Source organism: Halomarina salina (assembly GCF_023074835.1).
Taxonomy (GTDB): domain Archaea; phylum Halobacteriota; class Halobacteria; order Halobacteriales; family Haloarculaceae; genus Halomarina; species Halomarina salina.
In genome coordinates this window covers 200,610-217,566 of sequence record NZ_JALLGW010000001.1, presented here as the reverse complement: position 1 = coordinate 217,566, position 16,957 = coordinate 200,610, and the positions used below count along the sequence as shown (strand labels likewise).

The 16,957-nt window shown below is 67.9% G+C and carries 14 protein-coding genes; 5 read left to right on the top strand and 9 right to left on the bottom strand.

Annotation, left to right across the window (positions count from 1 at the left end; all coding sequences use genetic code 11):
- Nucleotides 1-265 precede the first annotated feature (265 nt).
- The 5 genes from MX571_RS01130 to MX571_RS01110 all read right to left on the bottom strand — a co-directional run bounded on the left by MX571_RS01130 (nt 266) and on the right by MX571_RS01110 (nt 5,296).
- A complete protein-coding gene (locus MX571_RS01130; protein WP_247413756.1) occupies nt 266-1,771 on the bottom strand; it encodes a carboxypeptidase M32 in 1,506 nt (501 codons plus the stop codon).
- A 91-nt stretch (nt 1,772-1,862) separates the two neighbouring features.
- Nucleotides 1,863-2,819, bottom strand: a complete 957-nt coding sequence (locus MX571_RS01125; protein ID WP_247413755.1) for a hypothetical protein — start codon at nt 2,817-2,819, stop codon at nt 1,863-1,865.
- A 259-nt stretch (nt 2,820-3,078) separates the two neighbouring features.
- Entirely contained in the window at nt 3,079-4,575 is a 1,497-nt protein-coding gene (locus tag MX571_RS01120) for a carboxypeptidase M32 (protein WP_247413754.1), read from the bottom strand.
- A gap of 109 nt (nt 4,576-4,684) precedes the next feature.
- On the bottom strand, nt 4,685-4,891 hold the full coding sequence (locus tag MX571_RS01115; RefSeq protein ID WP_247413753.1) for a hypothetical protein: 207 nt from the start codon (nt 4,889-4,891) through the stop codon (nt 4,685-4,687).
- A 135-nt stretch (nt 4,892-5,026) separates the two neighbouring features.
- Nucleotides 5,027-5,296 carry a hypothetical protein gene (locus tag MX571_RS01110; RefSeq protein ID WP_247413752.1) on the bottom strand — a complete coding sequence of 90 codons (270 nt, stop codon included), beginning with the start codon at nt 5,294-5,296 and terminating at the stop codon, nt 5,027-5,029.
- Nucleotides 5,297-5,620: 324 nt separating this feature from the next.
- Between MX571_RS01110 and MX571_RS01105 the strand changes: the two genes are divergently transcribed.
- From MX571_RS01105 to MX571_RS01090, 4 genes are all read left to right on the top strand, one after another.
- Nucleotides 5,621-8,257 carry a valine--tRNA ligase gene (locus MX571_RS01105; RefSeq protein ID WP_247413751.1) on the top strand — a complete coding sequence of 879 codons (2,637 nt, stop codon included), beginning with the start codon at nt 5,621-5,623 and terminating at the stop codon, nt 8,255-8,257.
- 77 nt (nt 8,258-8,334) lie between these two features.
- A complete protein-coding gene (locus MX571_RS01100) occupies nt 8,335-8,748 on the top strand; it encodes a CBS domain-containing protein (RefSeq protein ID WP_247413750.1) in 414 nt (137 codons plus the stop codon).
- Nucleotides 8,749-8,792: 44 nt separating this feature from the next.
- On the top strand, nt 8,793-9,881 hold the full coding sequence (locus tag MX571_RS01095) for an aminopeptidase (RefSeq protein WP_247413749.1): 1,089 nt from the start codon (nt 8,793-8,795) through the stop codon (nt 9,879-9,881).
- 221 nt (nt 9,882-10,102) lie between these two features.
- Nucleotides 10,103-10,531, top strand: coding sequence for a dCTP deaminase/dUTPase family protein (locus tag MX571_RS01090; RefSeq protein WP_247413748.1), 429 nt, complete (start codon nt 10,103-10,105; stop codon nt 10,529-10,531).
- Nucleotides 10,532-10,875: 344 nt separating this feature from the next.
- Here MX571_RS01090 and MX571_RS01085 read toward each other — a convergent pair whose 3' ends face one another.
- Both MX571_RS01085 and MX571_RS22625 read right to left on the bottom strand, forming a co-directional pair.
- Nucleotides 10,876-13,062, bottom strand: coding sequence for an elongation factor EF-2 (locus MX571_RS01085; protein ID WP_247413747.1), 2,187 nt, complete (start codon nt 13,060-13,062; stop codon nt 10,876-10,878).
- A gap of 123 nt (nt 13,063-13,185) precedes the next feature.
- Nucleotides 13,186-14,076, bottom strand: coding sequence for a DnaJ domain-containing protein (locus MX571_RS22625; RefSeq protein WP_247413746.1), 891 nt, complete (start codon nt 14,074-14,076; stop codon nt 13,186-13,188).
- Between the two features lie 132 nt (nt 14,077-14,208).
- On the opposite strand from MX571_RS22625, the gene MX571_RS01075 reads away from it, so the two are divergent.
- On the top strand, nt 14,209-14,979 hold the full coding sequence (locus MX571_RS01075; RefSeq protein WP_247413745.1) for a DUF5781 family protein: 771 nt from the start codon (nt 14,209-14,211) through the stop codon (nt 14,977-14,979).
- Between the two features lie 20 nt (nt 14,980-14,999).
- Here MX571_RS01075 and MX571_RS01070 read toward each other — a convergent pair whose 3' ends face one another.
- Complete coding sequence (locus tag MX571_RS01070; RefSeq protein ID WP_247413744.1) at nt 15,000-16,292, bottom strand: MFS transporter; 1,293 nt, start codon at nt 16,290-16,292, stop codon at nt 15,000-15,002.
- Nucleotides 16,293-16,386: 94 nt separating this feature from the next.
- Nucleotides 16,387-16,944, bottom strand: coding sequence for a hypothetical protein (locus MX571_RS01065; protein ID WP_247413743.1), 558 nt, complete (start codon nt 16,942-16,944; stop codon nt 16,387-16,389).
- Nucleotides 16,945-16,957: the final 13 nt, after the last annotated feature.

The window sequence follows — 16,957 nt, the reverse complement described above, 5'->3', positions numbered from 1 at the left end:
TCGTGGTCCCGTTGCCTCTGTGTTGACTGGCAACGAGGATACCCTTTGTGGTCGATGGTCTTTAAATAAGGGTGGGTGCGGTAGGAGACGCACGCTCCCGGTCTCCACGTGGACTCGGGACCGACCGCCGAGGGGAGCGCCCCATTAGCTACCCGAACGAACACCGTGGGCACGGTTCACCGACCGTGCCCGGACGGCCGACTCGCGGTGGGCTCACGACGGAACCGCCACGCGAAGCGCGACCGACGACGAGAGACGGGGACCTCTACAGTCCGTACAGCTCCCCGAACTTCTCCCTCGCGTACTCCACGAAGTAGTCGGCCGTCAGCGGTTCGCCCGTCGCGCGTTCGATTAACTCGGGCGTCTCGTAGCGACAGCCGGGGTCGTGGACCCGCTCGCCCATCCACTCCCGGATGGGGTCGAACTCGCCCTCGCGCACGAGCGCGTCCACGTCGAGGTCCTCGCGGATGGCGGCGTTCAGCTGTGCGGCCAGCACCGACCCGACGGTGTAGTTCTGGAACGACGCGAACCCGGAGGACCAGTGGATATCCTGCAGACAGCCACGGGCGTCGTCGGGCGGCGTGACGCCGAGGTACTCGTCCATCTTCTCGTTCCAGAGACCGGGAATCTCCTCGACGCCGACGTCGCCCTCGACGAACGCGCGGTCGATCTCCGACCGGAGGATGATGTGGAAGTGGTAGGTGAGTTCGTCGGCCTCCACCCGAATCAGGTTCTCGGGGTAGATGCGGTTGGCCGCCTGGTACATCGTCTCCGCGTCGACGTCCGTCCCGAGGTGCTCGTTGACGGTCGGCGCGAACGCCTCCCAGAACGGCTTCGTACGGCCGACGTGGTTCTCCCAAAAGCGACTCTGTGACTCGTGGACGCCCGAAGAGCGGGACTGACCGAGCGGCGTGCCGTACTCGTCCTGCCGCAGGCCGAGCTGGTAGGAGGCGTGGCCGTACTCGTGGGTCGTCGACATCAGCGCGTCGATGGGGTCGTTCTCGAACCGGGTGGTCACGCGGGCGTCGAACTGCGTCCCGGACATGAACGGGTGGGGTGCGGTGTCGAGTCGCCCGCGCGAGCGGTCGTACCCGAGGAAGTCGAGCGCGGCCTGACACAGTGCCATCTGGTCCTCGTCGGGGTACTCGCCGTCGAACGGGGCGGGCAGGTCGTCGCCCTGCTCGCGAATCTCCGCGATGAGGGGGACGAGCTCCTCGCGCAGGGTGTCGAAGATGTCCTCCACGGTGTCGAGGGGGAGGTACGGCGCACCGTCCTCGTACATCGTGACGTACGGCGACTGGTCGCCGTCGACGTGCTCGCCACGCTCGCGGTGGAGGTCGCGCAGTCGTTCGAGCGTCGGGGCGAACGCGTCGAAGTCGCTGTCGGCCTTCGCGCGCTGCCAGGTCTGCTGGGCGTTCGCCTGCGTCTCCGACAGTTCCTCGACGAGGTCGCCGGGGACGTCGACGGCGCGTTCGTAGCCCCGGCGGATCTCGCGGACGACGGCCGCCTGTTCGTCCGTCAGGTCGGCGTCGGTCAGTTCGTCGAGGTCCTCGCCGACGGCGGCGTCGGTCTGGAGGTCGTGGGCGACCGACGAGAGCGCCGAGAGCTGTTTCGAGCGGGCGGGCATCCCGCCGTCTGGCATCATCACCTGCAGGTCCCAGTAGACGATGCCGGCACCGTCGTTCAGGTAGGTGAGCGTCGTCGTGTGGTCGAGGAGGTCGACGTAGGCGTCCGGGGCGTCGTCCGCGACGTCCGCTTCTGGCGAGGCCATAGCCGAGACGCGTCGCGGTGTGTGTTAACTCTGCGGGACCGGCGATTCGGACCTGCGGCGTCCGTCCCTGGGAGCGGTCCGCCCTCGGTGGTCAGTCGTCCGCGTGAGCCATCGGGGCCTGCTGGACGGTCGGGCGAGCGTCCGGCGCCGGGTCCAGCGACCCGCGGACGTCGACCATGTCCGGGTGGTCGAGGTGGCGACGCGCGCGGTCACTCAGCTCGTCGACCGAGGTCGCCGCGGCGACCTCGTCGCGCAGGTCCTGCCACTGCTCGTGGCGGACGAAGACGCAGACGGGTATCTCGTCGAGACCGAGGTGCTGGGCGATCCAGAGGCGGTGACGACCGTTGTGCTGGAGCACCTCGCCGTCGCGGCCGATGTCGACCTGGATGTCGGCGAGCCAGTCGAATATCGCCACGTCGTCGCACTCCTCGAACAGCATCGACTCGTTCGCGACGGGCGTGAAGCGCTCGGCGAGCGAGTCGTGCGTCGGCTCGCTCGCCTCCTCGAACGTCGCGTCGAGCAGTGTTCGGGCCGGGTAGTACCCCTCGGACCGGATGCTCTCGTACACGTCGTCGAGGCGCTCGACCCAGTCCCACACCTCCTCGCCGGTGGCGAACCGCCAGCGCTGCTCGCCCGCGAGCACCTCCTGAACGAGTTCGACGTCCTCCCACGCCCGGCCCTCCTCGTACCGGGTCGCCAGCGCCTCCCAGATGTAGTCGAAGCGGTCGTCCAGGCGCTCGCAGTCCTGGTCCCAGTCCCCGTCGCGGACGGCCCCGAGCTTCCGGAAGCAGAACAGCGTCTCGAACGGGCTCGTCCGCTGGATGCGCGCGGGGTCGACGGACCGGAGCTGTCGCGGGTCGGCGGCGGCGTCCACGCCGCGTCGGTTCCGCCAGACGGTGTACTCGTACCACTGGCGGTCGGTCAGGAGGGCGCGTTCGAGACCGAACAGCGCGTACTCGCCGGTGAACCGTAACTGGTCGCGCGTCTTCGAGAGGAGCTGCTCGACTCCTCCCTGACGAAGGTGACGGAGGGCGCGGTCGACTACCATCGTCGACACAGTGTCTCCCCGGTCGGATTGTTATGAATCCGTTAGGCTCTATAGGGGTCCGTATCCCGGCTCCGTCGTCGTGTTTCGACGGTGCCTGGCTCAGTAAACTGTTCGTACCGTCGTCTGGCGACGATAGCAGTCCTGTCACCCCCGACCACTCGAACGGCGACCGTCCGCGTTACCGACCGGTTTGTCGTCGAAACTGTCCATAAGAGGGGAACTATTCGGCCGGTGCGAGGGGTCGGGACGGGTGACCGCTTCAGCAGTCGTACAGACGCTCGTACTTCTCGGTGACGTAGTCGAGGAAGTAGTCGGCGGTGTAGTCCTCGCCGGTGGCCTCCCGGACCAGGTCGGGCGTCGTGTAGCGCGCGCCGTGCTGGTGGACGTTCTCGTAGAGCCACTCGCGGAGCGGGTCGAACTGGCCCGCACGGACCTGCGTGTCGAGGTCGAGGTCCTGCCGGACGGCGTGGTCGAGTTGCGCGGCGAGCACGCTCCCCAGCGAGTACGTCGGGAAGTAGCCGAAGTTGGCGTGGCTCCAGTGGATGTCCTGCAGACAGCCCTCCGCGTCCGTCTCGGGGCGGACGCCGAGGTACTCCTCCATCCTGTCGTTCCACACCTGGGGCACCTCGGTCACGTCGAGGTCGCCCGCGATGAGGTCGCGCTCTATCTCGAAGCGGAGCACGATGTGCATGTGGTAGGTGAGTTCGTCCGCCTCGACGCGAATCAGGTTGTCCTCGTACACCTGATTGGCGGCCTCGTAGGCGTCGCGCGGCGACGCCTCGACGGCCGGGAAGTGGTCCTTGAACGTCGGGAGGAACAGCTCCCACCACGCCTCGGTCCGACCGACGTGGTTCTCCCAGAGGCGGGACTGGGACTCGTGGACGGTCAGGTCGCGGTCGTCGCCCAGCGGCGTCCCGTAGTGTTCGTCGGGGAGGCCGAGCATGTACTGGGCGTGGCCGAACTCGTGGATGGTGGCGGTGAGCGCACCGAGCGGGTCGGACTCGTCGAACCGGGTCGTCACGCGGGCGTCGAACTGGTTCCCCGACGTGAACGGGTGGGAGGAGGTGTCGAGGCGACCGCGGTCCCAGTCGTAGCCGAGGATGTCGAGTGCGTCGCGGGAGGCCGCCTCCTGCTTCTCGGCGTCGAACTGGCCCGAGAAGGCGTCCACTGCGAGTTCCACGTCGCTCTCGCGGATGCGGTCGATGAGCGGGACGAGTTCCTCGCGGAGTCGCGTCAGCACGCGTTCGGCCGTCTCGAGGTCGAGGTACGGTTCGTAGTCGGCGAACAGCACCGCGTACGGGTCCGCGTCGGGGTCGATGTACTCGGCGTAGTCGCGCTTCAACTGGACGAGCTCCTCCAGTTTCGGTGCGAACGTGTCGAAGTCGTCCTCGGCCTTGGCCTGTTCCCAGACGTTCAGCGCCTCGCTCGTCGCGCGCGACGTGCGCTCGACGAGGTCGCCGGGGACGCGGGCCGCCCGGTCGTGTTTTCGGCGAACCTCACGGACGACGGCCTCCTGCGGGGCGACGAGGCCGTCGTCGGCCTCCAGCGCGTCGAGGTCGTCGGCCATCTCGTCGCTCGTCAGCAGTTCGTGCCCCATCGTCGAGAGCGTCGACAGCTGGCGCGAGCGGGCGGGCGTGCCACCGCCCGGCATCATCACCTGCTGATCCCACGAGAGGATACCGCTGGCTCCCTGCAGGTAGCTGAGTCGTTGGACCCGCTCGACGAACTCGTCGTAGCGCGTCTGTTCCGTTGCCATGGCTCGCACGGACACGGCGGGAGGGCTTCAATGAAGTGGGTCTCCGCGAGGCGGTCGGCACGAGGGAGGTTCGACCCGTCGCTGCCGCGACGGGTGCCAGGGCTGCCCGCTACCGATTCCCCGTCGTGACGAGGAAGAGACCGAAGAGGAAGCCCACCACGACGAGGACGCCGCCGCTGATGGCGTACAGCTCCCCTGAGGAGAACTGGAACTGGTCGCCGTACAGCATGATAGCGGCCGAGAGGAGCAGCGTGAGTCCGGACCCGGTCAACACAGTCGCGATGTCGAACCCCGCGGGATTACCGATGTCGGGCATGGAGGACAGTCCCGCGGGAACGCCGATACGCCTGGGGGTTGCAGGGGAAAGTTCAGTGCGCTTACGGGTCGCCGTCGAAGTCGCCTCGCACTCGCCGACGCGTCGCAGAGACCTGACGGGAGTGTCGGAGAGCAATCAGCGTCGGTGTGGGCGACGCACGGTGACCCCGAGTGGTCGAACGCCACCCTCGACGAGTCGTCCGTGACCCCGGACGGCGAGCACTCCGCCGACGAAACTCGTCACGAGCAGTACGACCAGCACCGGGTGACTCACCGCCCAGATGGCCAGCGGTGCGGCCAGCGCGAACAGCGCGGTGACGACGAGCGAGCAGTCGGTGGCGGGGGTCGATTCGAACCGACTCCCGGCGGGAGCAGCGGGCCGGTCGGTGTGGCTCAGGTGTCTCACAGGTGGACCGAACGCGCCCCACGCGATAAGTGTAATCTGGACGAAATTTCTGTAATCGTTTCGACTGGAGTCTCTTTCGGTACGAACGGTGACACGTTTCCGGTCGGTCCCGACGGCTGGCGCGGCCCGTGTCTCGCTCCCGCCGTTCACCGCGTCTGTCCTCTCCGGTCCCCTCGTCGGCCCTCCTCGAACTGCCTCCCCGCCCCCAACACGGGAAGATTTATCCCGTTCACTCCGCTTCTCACTGGTATGTATCGGTCGTCCGTAGTACGTGTGTAAGCCTCTTCTCACGACGCACAGCCCGGCGACCGACCCCGACGAACCATGACAGACCTACCGGACGATTACGACCCGGACCGTATCGAACAGCAGTGGCGTGACGAGTGGCGCGACTCCGACCTCTACGAGTACACCGACCACGAGGAGCGCCCGGACTACATCATCGACACGCCGCCCCCGTACCCGACGGGGAACCTCCACATCGGCCACGGTCTCCAGTGGTCGTACATCGACTTCGCCGCCCGCTACCACCGACTGAAGGGCGACGACGTGCTGTTCCCCCAGGGCTGGGACTGCCACGGCCTGCCGACCGAGGTGAAGGTCGAGGAGAACCAGGGCATCCACCGGACCGACGTCCCCCGCGAGGAGTTCCGCGAGATGTGCATCGAGCACACCGAGGAGCAGATCGACTCGATGAAGGAGACGATGGACGAACTCGGCTTCTCCATCGACTGGTCGGCGGAGTTCCGCACGATGGACGAGTCGTACTGGGCGAAGACCCAGCGCTCGTTCGTCGAGATGGAGGAGGACGTCTACCGCGACGAACACCCGGTCAACTGGTGTCCGCGCTGTGAGACCGCCATCGCCGACGCCGAGGTCGAGAAGGAAGACCGGACCGGGACGCTCTACGAGGTCCAGTTCGACGGCGTCGGGAACGACGACGTCGAGATTGCGACCACCCGCCCCGAACTGCTCCCGGCCTGCGTCGCCATCGCGGTCGACCCGGACGACGAGCGCTACGAGGACCGCGTGGGCGACACGTTCGAGGTTCCGCTGTTCGGGCAGGAGGTCGAACTCATCGCCGACGAGGACGTCGACGGCGAGTTCGGGACCGGCGCGGTGATGATCTGTACGTTCGGGGACAAGCAGGACGTCGACTGGTGGGCGCGCCACGACCTCGACCTGCGGCCCGTCCTCACCGAGGACGGCCGCCTCAACGACCTCGCCGGGGAGTTCGAGGGCCAGACCATCGACGAGGCGAAGGAGAACGTCGCCGAGGCGCTGGACGACGCGGGCCACCTCGTCGACCACCACCACACCGAGCAGGCCGTCGGCGTCTGCTGGCGCTGTGACACGCCTATCGAGATCCTCTCGACCGAGCAGTGGTTCGTCCGCGTCGACCAGGAGGCCATCGTCGAGAAGGCCAAAGAGGTCGACTGGATTCCCGACCACATGTACGCCCGCCTCGAAGAGTGGGCCGAGGGGATGAGCTGGGACTGGGTCATCTCCCGACAGCGCGTCTTCGCCACGCCCATCCCGGCGTGGGAGTGTCTCGACTGCGGTCACTGGCACGTCGCCAGCGTCGACGAGGTGCCGGTCGACCCGACCGAGTCCGACCCGGCCGTCGGTGCGTGTCCCGAGTGCGACGCCGAGCACTGGCAGGGGGAGACGGACGTCATGGACACGTGGATGGACTCCTCTATCACGCCGCTGCACATCTCGGGGTGGCCCGACGACCTCGACGTCGACGAGTTCGAACCGGTCGCGCTCCGGCCACAGGGCCACGACATCATCCGGACGTGGGCGTTCTACACGCTGCTCCGGACCGGCAACCTCACCGGCGAGCGACCGTGGGACACCGTCCTCATCAACGGGATGGTGTTCGGTCCCGACGGCAACAAGATGTCCAAGTCGCGGGGCAACGTCGTCACGCCAACAGAGGCCATCGACGAGTACGGCGCTGACGCCGTCCGGCAGGCGCTCGCCCTCGGGGGACAGCCCGGTGCCGACGTGCAGTTCCAGCCCAAGGAGGCCACCTCCGCGTCGCGGTTCAACACGAAGGTGTGGAACATCACCAAGTTCGCGGCGGGCCACCTCGACGAGCGCACCGTCGACATCCAGGACCCGGCGTATCGAGACGCCGACCGCTGGATACTCGGTCGGGCGGCGCAGGTCGCCGACCGTATCGACGAGGCGATGCAGGAGTACCGCTACGACACCGCGCTCCGCGAGATTCGGGAGTTCGTCTGGCACGACCTGGCCGACGACTACCTCGAACTGGTCAAGGGCCGGCTCTACGAGGGGCGTCCCGGCGAGCGCAACGCCGCACGGCACGCGCTGCTGACCGCGCTCTCCGCCTCGCTCCGGATGCTCGCACCGTTCGCACCGTTCCTCGCAGAGGAGGCGTACGACGCCCTCCCCGGCATCGAGGGGAGCGTCCACACCGCCGACTGGCCGGACCTCCCGGCTCCCGACGAGGACGCCATCGAGCGCGGCAGCATCGTCGCCGACGTCGCCGGTGAGATCCGCTCGTGGAAGTCCGACCAGGGGATGGCGCTCAACGCGGAGCTCGACCGCATCGAGGTGTTTTCGGACCTCGGCGACGAGTCCGCACTCGACACGTACGACCTCTCCAGTGCGGTCAACGCGCCGGTCTACCTCGAATCCGGGCGACCGAACGTGGAACTCGTCCCGGTCGGCGTCGACCCGGACCACGCCAGCATCGGGCCGGAGTTCCGCGACGAGGCGGGCGCGGTCATCGGCGCGCTCGAATCGGCCGACCCGGCCACGCTGAAGGCCCAGCAGGAGACGAGCGGCGAGGTCGAACTCGACGTCGGCGGTGAGGTCGTCGTCCTCGACGCCGACGCGTTCGAGATTCTCGAAGAGCAGCAGGCCGCCAGCGGCGAGGAAGTGGACGTGCTCGAACTCGACGGCACGACGGTCCTCATCTACCAGGGCTGAGCCCCTCGCCGGCCAGCACTCGGGGACCGACCGGCCCCCGCCATTCACAAGGCTGGCTGCCAAGGTCGAGGACACCGATGCCGGTTCGCGAACTGACGAGCGACGCTGTCGTCTCCGTCGACCCCTCGACGCCCGTTCCGACCATCGCCGAGCGAATGCTCGAGGAGAACGTCGGGTGCGTCGTCGTCACCGAGCAGTCGCGACCGGTCGGCGTCGTCACCGACCGCGAACTGGCGCTGTCGCTCACCGACGCGTTCGACGCCACGGCACTCGACGCCGGCGACCTGATGGACGAGGACGTCGCGGCCGTCCACGCCGACGACGGTATCGTCGACGCGCTCCGGGCGATGCACCGGACCACGTCCCGCCAGGCGACCGTGGTCGACGACACGCACCGACTCGTCGGCGTCGTCACCCTGGACCGGGTCGTCAGCACGGTGTCACGGGAACTGCTGGAGACGGTTCGGGCCGTCGGGACGGCCCCGCAGTGACTCGGAATCGCCGGAGTTTACCCTAGTTCTCCCGTGGTGTCGTCATGGACGAGCGCATCAGGGAACACGCACGGGTCCTCGTCGAGTGGAGCGCCCGCATCGAGGCGGGCGACGACGTCGTGGTCGTCGTCGGCATGGACGCCCACGACCTCGCGGTGGCCGTCGCCGAGCAACTCGGCGAGAGAGGTGCGAACCCGACGTTCACGTACCAGTCTGGAGAGCTGACACGAGCGTACCTCACGAACCACGACGGCGAGTTCGAGGAGTCCGGGCACGAACGCGCACTGTACGAGAACGCCGACGCCGTGCTCTCGCTTCGCGGCGGACGCAACACCAGCGCGACCGCGGACGTGCCGAGCGAGACCCGCCAGCGGGCCGCTCGCGCCGACCAGGCTGTCCGCGACGCCCGTCTGGCGACCGACTGGGTGGCGACGATTCACCCGAACCGCTCGCTCGCCCAGCAGGCCGGGATGTCCCTGGAGGAGTACCAGGAGTTCGCCTACGACGCCATCCTGCGCGACTGGGAGGACCTCGCCGGACGGATGGCGAAGGTGAAGGAGGTCCTCGACGAGGGGAGCGAGGTCCGTCTCGTGACACGCGACACCGACCTCACGATGTCCATCGAGGGCCGAACGGCGGTCAACTCCGCGGCGAGCGTCGCCTACGACTCGCACAACCTCCCCTCCGGCGAGGTGTTCACCGCGCCGGAAGCGACCGAGGGCGAGGTGCTGTTCGACGTACCGATGACGCTCCAGGGCAAGCCCGTCCGCGACGTGCGCCTCACGTTCGAGGACGGCGAGGTCGTCGACTACAGCGCCGCCCAGAACGAGTCGGTCCTCACCGAGATTCTGGAGACCGACGACGGTGCTCGTCGCCTCGGAGAACTCGGCATCGGTATGAACCGGGGTATCGACCGGTTCACCGATAACATCCTCTTCGACGAGAAGATGGGCGACACCGTCCACCTCGCGCTGGGTCGCTCGTACGACTCGAACTTCCCCGAGGGACGGGAGGACGAGGCGAACGAGTCGGCCGTCCACGTCGACATGCTCACCGACGTGAGCGAGGACTCCCGCATCGAGGTCGACGGCGAGGTCGTCCAGCGGGACGGAGCGTTCTGGTTCGAGGAGTAGGGAGGCCCAGTGAAACGAGGCCTCGAATCGGAGCGGGGAGCGTCAGCGACCCGCGAAGACGCGTTCGAGGAGTAGCGAGAATCTCGTGCTTCCGAACGGCGAACGCTAGCGAGCGGTGATGTGGTTCGGGTTGCCGTAACCTTCGTTCAGCGGTACACCGCCGCCGAAGCTCTGACGGTGCCTGCCCTACCCTTTTCGGGGTCCCACGCGACAGTTCGTCCATGGCTGATGACGTGACGTCGTTCGTCGACGGGTTCGTTCACGAGGAGACGCAGGTCGGCGACGGGAGCGTGGACCTGACGCTCGCGTCGGTCGAGCGCGTCGACGAATCCGGCGCGGTCGACTTCGGTGGCGACGAACTCGCCGACGCCGAGACGACCACCGTCGAACCGGAGCATCGCGACGAGGGCGACGAATACGGCTGGTGGGACCTCGACGCCGGGACGTATCTCGTCGAGTACAACGAGTCGGTGGACGCGGCGCAGTCGCTGTTCGTCCTCCAGCCACGCGACGAACTGGTCGAACGCGGCGTCACCCACCCGACGTTGTTCGTCAGCAAGGTGCCGAAGATACCGCTCACCGTGCCGGCCGCCGGCGTCTCGCTGAAGGAGAACGCCCGCATCTCGACGCTGCGCTCGCCGATGCGATAGCGAACAGGCGTCACCGATTCCCGACCACGAGACGCGGTTTCGCTCTCCCGCGCTACGTCCCGTGGCACTGCTCAGCGCATGGAGAGGGGTGGTCGTGGTCTCGTACTTGAACTCGCGGACCAGAGAGGATTCTAGAGTCTGCAGAGGTGAGCGTTCGCGCCGCTCCGCGGCGCGATTCACCGGCTACGAGCGAGGCGAAGGCGAGCGAGTAGACGAATTATTCATCGACGTTCGTCAGAGCTTCGCTCTGACGCGCACACCGGAAATCTTCGATTTCCGGGGACGTTTTTCGAGGAGTGGTGCGCGAACGGAGTGAGCGCACCCGACGAAGAAGAAGGTCGGGTTTAGAAGTAGTCGATGCCTTCGGGCAGTTCCGTCTTCATACCCTTGCGCTCGCGAATCTCCATGATGGTCTCGCCCTGGAGGCTGTCGGACATGACCTGGAAGCCAGCGTTCTCGGTGTTCCACTGGGCGCGACCCTCGGTCGCGGAGCGGATGTCCGAGGAGAACCCGATCATCTCGTCGACGGGCGCGATGCCCTCGACGATCATCAGGTCGCCTTCCTGGTACATGTCGTCGACGCGGCCACGTCGACCCTGGATCTCGCCCGAGGCCGCACCCATGTGCTCGTTGGGCACGTCGATGCGGACGTTCTGGATGGGTTCGAGGAGCTTCACGTGGGCGGCGACGAGGCCGCGGTGGACCGCGTTGCGGACCGCAGGGATGACCTGGGCCGGACCGCGGTGGATGGCGTCCTCGTGGAGTCGAGCGTCGTGGAGTCGAATGAGACAGCCCTGAACGGGTTCGGCGGCGAGCGGGCCGTCGTCGAGGGCCTCCTCGAGGCCCTCGATGACGAGCTCCATCGTCTCGTTGAGGTGCTGAATCCCCTTCGTGTCGTCGATGAGGATGTTCGTCCCGTAGATGTGCTCGACGTTCTGGGACGTGTCCTTGTCCATGCCCGCTTCCTGCAGCGCCTCGCGGCGCTCCAGTTCGGGCATGTCCATCGACGCTTCGCCGAGCTGGATGGTCTCGACGAGGTCCTCGCTGAGCGGCTCGATGGTGATGTAGAACCGGTTGTGGCGGTTCGGCGAGATACCCTCGACGGTCTCGCAGGCACCGGTCGGCTGCTCGCGGAAGACGACGATGGGTTCGCCGGTGATGACCGGGATGCCCTGGTTGCGCTCGATGCGCTGGGTGATGACCTCCAGGTGGAGTTCACCCTGCCCGGAGATGAGGTGCTCGCCGGTGTCCTCGTTGATGGTGATCTGGATGGTCGGGTCCTCCTTCGACACCTGGCGGAGCGTCTCGATGAGCTTCGGGAGGTCGTCCATGTTCTTCGCCTCCACGCTCTTCGTGATGACCGGCTCCGAGATGTGCTCGATGGACTCGAACGGCGTCATCTCGATAGAGGAGACCGTGGAGCCGGCGATGGCGTCGCGCAGGCCGGTGACGGCCGCGATGTTCCCGGCGGGGACGTGCTCGACCTCCTCGCGCTCGCCGCCCATGTAGATGCCGACGGACTGGACGCGGTTCTTGCCCGCGGTCCCGGAGACGTACAGCTCCTGTCCCTTCTCGATGGTGCCCGAGAAGACACGACCGGCGGCGATCTCGCCAGCGTGCGGGTCGATGCCGATGTCGGTGACCATCAGGACGACCTCGCCCTCGTCGTCGACCAGACGCATCTGCTCGGCGACGTCGGACTCGTCGTCACCGCGCCAGATGCGCGGGATACGACGGGGCTGCGCGTCGAGCGGGTCCGGGAAGTGCTCACAGACCATGTCGAGCACGACGTTCGACAGCGGCGTCTGGTCGTGGAGCTCCTGACGCTTGTCGGCCTGCTCCAGGTCGATGATGTCGCCGAAGTCCAGCCCGGTGCGCTGCATCGAGGGCATGGAGACGCCCCACTTGTACAGCGCGGAGCCGAAGCCGACGGTGCCGTCTTCGACGCTGACGGTCCAGTCGCCGACGTCGTCCATGTCGTCGGTCATGCCGCGGATGAGGTCGTTGACGTCGCGGATGACCTTCAGGAGGCGCTCCTGCATCTCCTGGGGCCCCTCCTGGAGTTCGGAGATGAGGCGGTCGACCTTGTTGATGAACAGCGCGGGCTTGACGCCCTCGCGGAGCGCCTGGCGCAGCACCGTCTCGGTCTGGGGCATCGCGCCCTCGACGGCGTCGACGACGACGAGCGCACCGTCGACGGCACGCATCGCTCGCGTCACGTCGCCACCGAAGTCGACGTGGCCCGGCGTGTCGATGAGGTTGATGAGGTGGTTCTTCCCCTCGTACTCGTGGGTCATCGAGACGTTCGCCGCGTCGATGGTGATACCGCGTTCCTGTTCGTCCTCTTCGGTGTCCATCGCGAGCTGCTGGCCAGCGGTCTCGTCCGAGATCATCCCGGCCCCCGCGAGGAGGTTGTCCGAAAGCGTCGTTTTCCCGTGGTCGACGTGAGCAGCGATGGCGATGTTCCGGATCTGGTCCGGTTTGCCCATCAGCTTCTCACATTCCTGTACGATTTTCTTACGTCGGCCCATTAGCGTGTCCTACCGATAGCGTAGTGAAAAGGGTAGTGTTTCCAACTCCGGCGCAGCACTCGAACAGCGTGCGAATCCACCGCATACGGTGGGGACGGTCGTTCTCGACGAGTGCCCCGATCGTCACTCGCGCAACCGGTCGTACGCCCAACAGACCCGGCGGAACGCCGCCTCGTCGCCGCCGTGGTCGGGGTGCGTCTCCATGACCCGCTCCCGGTACGCCGCCCGGATGTCCTCCGGCGGTGCGTCGGGTTCGACGCCGAGAACCGCGGCGGCCTCCTCCCGACTCCGGGTCAGGTGACGCTGTCGAGTGCCCGAGGAACGGCCCTCGTCACCCTGTGCGCCTCCAGTGGTCGTTCCGCCAGTCGAGCGTCGGTCGCTCCGTCGACCCGACTCGCCCGGTCGCCCTCGTTCGCCGTTCGCTCCGCCGTGGCCCTGGTCGCTCGCCGTCTCGTCGTCCCACCCGCCCCACCAGTTGTACGCCTCGTCGTCCCGCCACCGGTCACCCCGGCCGACGCGTTCGCCGTCGTCGGCCGTGGTCCCATCGGTGGTCGTCGCTCCTCCGGTGGTCGTGGCCTCGTCGGTCGCGCTCCGGCCGCTGCCGTCGCCGTCGGTCGCGGTACGGTCGGTTCCGGCACGGTCCGTCGCAGTTCGGTCCCTTCTGGCCCCGTTCGGTTCGTCGTTCCAGAACGCGCCGGGCCACTGCCAGTCGTCCCAGTCGTCGTCGCTCGGTGACGGGTCTCCAGGCCGGTACTCGAACCCGCCGCGGTGCCAGTCCTCGGCCGTGACGCGTCGGCGCTCGTCGCGGGTGTGCTCTCGCTCGTGGACGCCTGCCCCACCGTAGCCCGCGACGAGGATGCGGCGACGCCCGTAGCTCCAGAGGAGGTAGCTCGTCGCACCGCTGGCCGCGGCGGCGGGCCAGAACAGGGGCTGGAAGAACCCCGCGAGCGCACAGAGCAGGGCACACGCCGCGAGGAATCCCGCCAGCGCGATTGCGACCGACGACCTGTTCACGGTCGATATCGTCGCTCAGAGGACGTAAGTGTCCCGTCCGTCCCACATCCTGTCAGTTCTCGGACTTTCCGGCCGCCGTCACTGCAGGAGCGCACAAGAGTGATACGCCAGCGGACCGTGATACCAATAAGCATGGATGTTCGAGTGCTGGGCCGCTGCTCTCCCGACCCGTTTCTCTCCGCCCGCGACCTCTTCGAGACCGAGTACGACCTCTCGTTGCCGGTCGAGGTGCGCGTTCGAACCGACCCCGACGAACGCACCTACACCGGTCACTACCCTGACCACCACGTGCTGAACATCTCGGCGTCGGCCGCCTCCAGCGCGATGGCCCGCGAACTCGCACTCCACGAGTACGCCCACATGCACCGCTACGAGCACTCTCACCCCTCACACGTGCAGTCGACGGAGGAGGCGCTGTTCCTCGCGCTGACGGGCCGGAGCGTCGAGCAGCGCAAGCTGACCCACTGCTATCAGATCGCGAACCACATGAAGGACATCTACGCCGACGACATCACGCTCGACGTCGGCCCGGCGGACAAACTGGTCGACTTCCTCGAATCCAGCCTCGCCACGGCGCTCGCGGAGCGTCCCGCACAGGCCCCGCAGGCCTGGCAACGGCTCACGCCCGCGTCCGACCCGGACATCACGGCGGTCAACGCCGCGTTCGCCCTCGCGCTGGTCGAGCGCCACGACCTCGTCGACGACGACCACCGCCTCTACGACCTCGCGGCCGCCGCCGGCAGCGACGCCCCCGGCGTGAGCGTCGAGCAGTTCAAGCGCCGGTTCCAGTCGCTCACCGCCGACCCCGGCGAGAGCGAGTACCGGAAGGCGCTGGTCGACGTGACTCGCGCGTACGCCATCGACGCGGGCCAGGGTGCCGGGTCGGGGACGGCGGCCGACTGACGGAGCGCCCCCGACAGTTCTCAGCCGTCGACGGAGGCGTCCTCCCCACCTCCACCCGTGGGTTCCAGTCGCGCGTCGGGGGCGACGCGTCCGACCAGCCACACCGCTCCGCCACCGACCAGCACGACCCCGCCCATCGCGGCGACGGCCGTCGTCGCCGTCGTCCCGTCGGCGAGTGCGCCCGCCCCGAGCGCCAGCGGCGTCCGAAGCGTCATGTAGCACATCGACGCGGCGGACAGCGTCGTCGCTCGTCCGACGCCCGCGACGCGGTCGTTGAGGTAGCCGTTCGCCACCGGCCGGACCAGCGGGACGCCGACGCCCATCACGACGAACGCGGGGAGCGCCAGGAGGGAGAGCCACGCCGGGACGAGGACGGCGACGCCGACGACCATCGGGACGACGAGCAGCGTCCCCCGGACGCCGAGACGGTCGGCGAGCGGTCCGGCGTAGTAGCCGCCGACCGACGAGACGACCGACAACGCGGCGTAGAGCACGCCCAGCCCCAGCGCGAGCGTCGCGCCAGCCTCGCCGGACCGGGCGGCCGCGACCGCACCGCCCTCCGGCAGGTCCACGCCGAGTCCGGCCGCGGTCGGGCCGAGCGTCTCGACGGCCATCGGCTGGACGTACCCCCGCGCGACGCCGATGGCGGCGAACAGCAGGCCGACGTAGAGGACGAGCGAGCGGAGCGGCGGTCGGGTCAACTGCTCGCGGACGACGCCGAGCGTCTCGCGCATGGGCGGTCGCTCCGTCGTCTCCGCGGCGTACCGGGCGTTCTTCGGGAGGCGGAGGAGTGCGAGTATCCCGAAACTGTTGAACGCGACTGCGGCGACGAACGGATACGTCGGGTCGAGGCCGTACAGCAGTCCACCGCCGACCATCGTCGCCGCGCTGGTCCACTGCTGGACGGCGTCGCCGCGGCCCCGGACGCGCGTGAAGTCGTCGCTGTCGAGGCGTTCGTCGAGCAGGTCGTAGAGCCACGCGTCGAGGCTCCCCGAGCGGAACGTCAGCGCCAGCGCCCACAGCACGTAGAGGACGACGTACCACGCGAACGCCTGGGCGAAGACGAACCCCGCGAGCGAGGCCACCGAGAACACCACCGACAGCAGGAGACTCGCTCGCCGACCGAGTCGGTCGCCGACGTACCCCGTCGGCACTTCGCCGAGGACGGCGACGACGGAGTAGAGCGCCGAGAGGGCACCGACCTCGGTGAACGAGAGTGTCCGCAGCAGGAACAGCGTGAATATCGGGGTGACGAACCCGACAGACAGCGTCGCCCGGTAGACGTAGTAGTTGGCGACGAGGCGGTCGGCCATCGTCTACTCGTCGGAGGCGTCCGAGAAAAGCGCTGGCTGAAGGTGGTTTATGTAACTTATATGTCGGTTGTCGGCGCGTCTACGTTCCCGACCCCTACACGTCCTTCGCCTCGTCGATGTCAGGGCGCTCCTCGGCGAGGTAGACGTTCGCCTCGGGGTGCTGGTCGGCGTCCTCCACTATCTCGTCCCGTTCACGCAACGCCTCCAGGTTCCCCTTCGCCGTCTCGCGGTCGACACCGCCGACGGCGGCCATCGCTTCCAGGAGCGTCGACTCGGGCACGCCGCGCTCGAACGCCCCCGTCTCGGAGAACGTCTCGAGGTACGCTTTGGGGTCGGACACGCCTCCCAGCTGCTCGTGCCACGAGGCCGGGTAGAGGCTGACGCGACCGTCGCCGAGTCGGTACACCGTCTCGTCGTCGACCCACTCCTCGCTGTCGCTCACCCGGTCGTCGAGACTCGTCTGGAAGGACTCGCCGTCGACGGCGGGCGACTCCTCGCCCAGCCGTTCGGTGTAGGCGTCGAACGTCTCGCGTTCGACGCCGGGTCCGTCGGTCGGATGACCGCGCTCGACGAGCGTGAGGAACTCCGTCGCGGTGAGGTACTTGCTCCGGCTTCCCGCCTCGTCGACGACCTCGCGGCGTAGGTCGGCCATACCGCACGGTAGG

Coding starts and splice junctions, on each gene's coding strand:
- MX571_RS01065 (WP_247413743.1), bottom strand. CDS start 16,944: ATGGCCGACCTACGCCGCGAGGTCGTCGACGAGGCGGGAAGCCGGAGC.
- MX571_RS01090 (WP_247413748.1), top strand. CDS start 10,103: ATGGCTGATGACGTGACGTCGTTCGTCGACGGGTTCGTTCACGAGGAG.
- MX571_RS01095 (WP_247413749.1), top strand. CDS start 8,793: ATGGACGAGCGCATCAGGGAACACGCACGGGTCCTCGTCGAGTGGAGC.
- MX571_RS01125 (WP_247413755.1), bottom strand. CDS start 2,819: ATGGTAGTCGACCGCGCCCTCCGTCACCTTCGTCAGGGAGGAGTCGAG.
- MX571_RS01100 (WP_247413750.1), top strand. CDS start 8,335: ATGCCGGTTCGCGAACTGACGAGCGACGCTGTCGTCTCCGTCGACCCC.
- MX571_RS01075 (WP_247413745.1), top strand. CDS start 14,209: ATGGATGTTCGAGTGCTGGGCCGCTGCTCTCCCGACCCGTTTCTCTCC.
- MX571_RS01105 (WP_247413751.1), top strand. CDS start 5,621: ATGACAGACCTACCGGACGATTACGACCCGGACCGTATCGAACAGCAG.
- MX571_RS01085 (WP_247413747.1), bottom strand. CDS start 13,062: ATGGGCCGACGTAAGAAAATCGTACAGGAATGTGAGAAGCTGATGGGC.
- MX571_RS01130 (WP_247413756.1), bottom strand. CDS start 1,771: ATGGCCTCGCCAGAAGCGGACGTCGCGGACGACGCCCCGGACGCCTAC.
- MX571_RS01120 (WP_247413754.1), bottom strand. CDS start 4,575: ATGGCAACGGAACAGACGCGCTACGACGAGTTCGTCGAGCGGGTCCAA.
- MX571_RS01070 (WP_247413744.1), bottom strand. CDS start 16,292: ATGGCCGACCGCCTCGTCGCCAACTACTACGTCTACCGGGCGACGCTG.
- MX571_RS01115 (WP_247413753.1), bottom strand. CDS start 4,891: ATGCCCGACATCGGTAATCCCGCGGGGTTCGACATCGCGACTGTGTTG.